This window comes from Hymenobacter agri, assembly GCF_054778495.1.
Genome location: NZ_BAAGZM010000606.1, coordinates 1 through 2538 on the forward strand (window position 1 = coordinate 1; position 2538 = coordinate 2538).

The 2538-nt window shown below is 66.1% G+C and carries 4 protein-coding genes; 3 read left to right on the forward strand and 1 reads right to left on the reverse strand.

The window, feature by feature from the left end:
- The 3 genes from ACYVDE_RS20005 to ACYVDE_RS20015 all read left to right on the forward strand — a co-directional run.
- The coding region (locus ACYVDE_RS20005) for a hypothetical protein (protein WP_460503300.1) at nucleotides 1-373 on the forward strand (373 nt) is incomplete at its 5' end.
- Nucleotides 374-453: 80 nt separating this feature from the next.
- Nucleotides 454-804 carry a hypothetical protein gene (locus ACYVDE_RS20010; protein WP_460503301.1) on the forward strand — a complete coding sequence of 117 codons (351 nt, stop codon included), beginning with the start codon at nucleotides 454-456 and terminating at the stop codon, nucleotides 802-804.
- A gap of 181 nt (nucleotides 805-985) precedes the next feature.
- Entirely contained in the window at nucleotides 986-1357 is a 372-nt protein-coding gene (locus tag ACYVDE_RS20015) for a hypothetical protein (RefSeq protein ID WP_460503302.1), read from the forward strand.
- 205 nt (nucleotides 1358-1562) lie between these two features.
- Here ACYVDE_RS20015 and ACYVDE_RS20020 read toward each other — a convergent pair.
- Nucleotides 1563-2538, reverse strand: a 976-nt coding sequence (locus tag ACYVDE_RS20020; protein WP_460503303.1) for a gamma-glutamyltransferase family protein, incomplete at its 5' end; no start/stop codon positions are given.

Consider the following 2538-nt stretch of genomic DNA (forward strand, 5'->3'; position numbering starts at 1 on the left):
CCCGCGGCCGGTGGCGCCGGCCCGGCCGTTCCTTTCGCGCCCGGCCGATGAGGTACCCGATTTCGCGCCCATCCGCCCGCTGGCTACCGACACCGAGCGCCGTACGCTGGGCTTCATGCTCGAAGAGTTTCACAAGCTTGAAATCAAGCAGCAGCGCCGCGTGCCCGAGCTGTGGCTGGGCCCGTTCATGCGCCTGCTCACCGACGAGCTGCCCGAGCTGCCCGACTACGAGCGCCGCGACCTGCTCAACAAGTTGCGCGATGCCGGCACCATTCGCATCGAAAAGCGCGAGGGCGAGCCGCACCCATTCTCGGTTATCGTGGTGAACTACAGCCACCCCGACGTGCAGGCCCTGCACCCCGGCGACGAGTAGGTCGGCCCCGCTCGGCCGAAACAACTGCGCCGGGCCTGGGTTGCTGGGGTATCGTTCACCTCCTCAACCCATTTCCCACCATGAGCCAGTCTCCTTCGCAAAGCACCTTGGGCAACAGCCAGCTTGATACCACCCTCAATACCCTGGCCGGCGGCCTCGCCGCCGCGGCCGGAGCCGCCGGCCCCACCGTAGCCGGCTGGATTGTCACCTTAGAGGGCAACCCGCAGTTTGCCGGCATCAGCCAGGAGTTGCGGCAGCTACACGACATCCTGCGCAGCGGGGCCTCCGATACCGGCGCGCTGGCTCGCAGCCTCCGCACCCTGGGCGAGCATACCACGGCCGCCGCCGCCAAGGCCACGCCCGATGCTCAGGACAAGCTGCGCCAGCTGGGCCAGGCGCTGGAAGCTGCCGCCGGCCAGCTGGCAGCTTAGCAATGATGTATCGCCAGGGCTGGGCATATTTGTCCGGCCCCGGCACTTTATTGCGCACCGCAGTGCGGCCCGGAAGTAAGCGGACAAGGCTGGGCCTGCGTATCTTCGCGGCCGAAACCGGCCCGGCGGATGCTCCATTCGCGGCCGCATTGCCGTACCATCTCACTTCTAAGTTTATCCCATGAGCTTTTTCTCCGAAGCTGAATCCAGCATTCGCCTCCTCTTCGATACCGTCAACCTCGGCTTCAACGTGGACCCCAGCAAGGGCCAGGACCACCTCGAAAACTGGATTCAGCACCTGCGCAGCATCGACCAGCCCGCCACCCGGCCCATCGTGGCCGAGCTGGAGGCTCTGCGCGGCCACGTGAACAACAACAACGCCGCCGCCATGGCCCAGTCGTTCCAGAAGCTGGGCGAGCTGACGGCCCAGGCCGCCGCCGGCACCCACAACTTCAGCGGCGAGGGCGACAAAGCCCGCGAGCTGAGCCAGAAGCTCGTTACCGCCGCCGGCAATCTGCGCCTAGTAGCCCGCCAGACCCCGGTGCAGCACTAGTTGCTGACTGAACATTAAAGAAAAGCCCGCCTGATTCATCAGGCGGGCTTTTTTTGTGTTGTGTCGAGCATAAAAGAACGTCACGCTGAGCGCAGTCGAAGCATCTCTACCGCCATAGTAAATCCTGTCGATTGGGATTAGTTGCGCGGTAGAGATGCTTCGACTGCGCTCAGCATGACGCTTTATTAAACTCAACCCTCAACCCTTAATACCCCAGCGCCGTGTCGTCGCCGCGGGGGTCGGCACCGCCTTCGAGTACGCCGTCGGGGCGCACATGGATGATGTCGAGGCGGCCCCAGGGCAGGCGGGGATTGAGGCGGTAGCCGTGGGCACGCAGGGTGTCCTGGGCGGCGGGCAGCAGGGCACCGGCTTCCACGTCCACCACATCGGGCAGCCACTGGTGGTGTAGGCGCGGCGCGGTCACGGTCTGCTGGGCGTTCAGGCCGTAGTCGACCACGCCCAGAATGCTCTGCAACACGCTGGTGATGATGGTGCTGCCGCCCGGCGAACCCGTGACGAGGGCCACTTTGCCGTTGTGGGTGAGGATGGTGGGCGTCATGCTGCTGAGCATGCGCTTGCCGGGCGCGATGGCGTTGGCGGTGCCGCCCACCAGGCCGTAGGCGTTGGGCACGCCGGCTTTGGCCGAGAAGTCGTCCATCTCATTGTTCAGCAGAAAGCCCGCGCCGGCTACCACCACTTTGCTGCCGTACGCGCCATTCAGCGTGGTGGTGCAGCTCACGGCATTGCCGAGGGCATCGACGATGCTGTAGTGGGTGGTTTCGGAGCTTTCGTAGCCGGGCAGCTTGGCGCCGGCGGCTACGTCGGCGCTGGCCGTGGCCCGGCCCCGCGAGCGGAACGAGGCCGCGCGCTGGCGGTTGTAGTCCACGTCGAGTAGCTTCTGCACGGGTACGGTGCCAAAATCCGGGTCGCCGAGGTAGGTGGCGCGGTCGGCATACACGCGGCGCTCGGCTTCGGTGAGGTAGTGCACGGCCAGGGGCGTGTGGTAGCCGGCCTGGGCCAGGTCGACGGGCTCGAGCATTTGTAGCATTTGCAACAGGGCCACGCCGCCCGAGCTGGGCGGCGGCATCGTAATCACGTCGTAGTCGCGGTAGCGGCCCCGCAGCGGCTCGCGCCACTTGGGCTGGTACTTGTCCAGGTCGGCCTGGCGCACCAGGCCGCCG

Coding starts and splice junctions, on each gene's coding strand:
- ACYVDE_RS20010 (WP_460503301.1), top strand. CDS start 454: ATGAGCCAGTCTCCTTCGCAAAGCACCTTGGGCAACAGCCAGCTTGAT.
- ACYVDE_RS20015 (WP_460503302.1), top strand. CDS start 986: ATGAGCTTTTTCTCCGAAGCTGAATCCAGCATTCGCCTCCTCTTCGAT.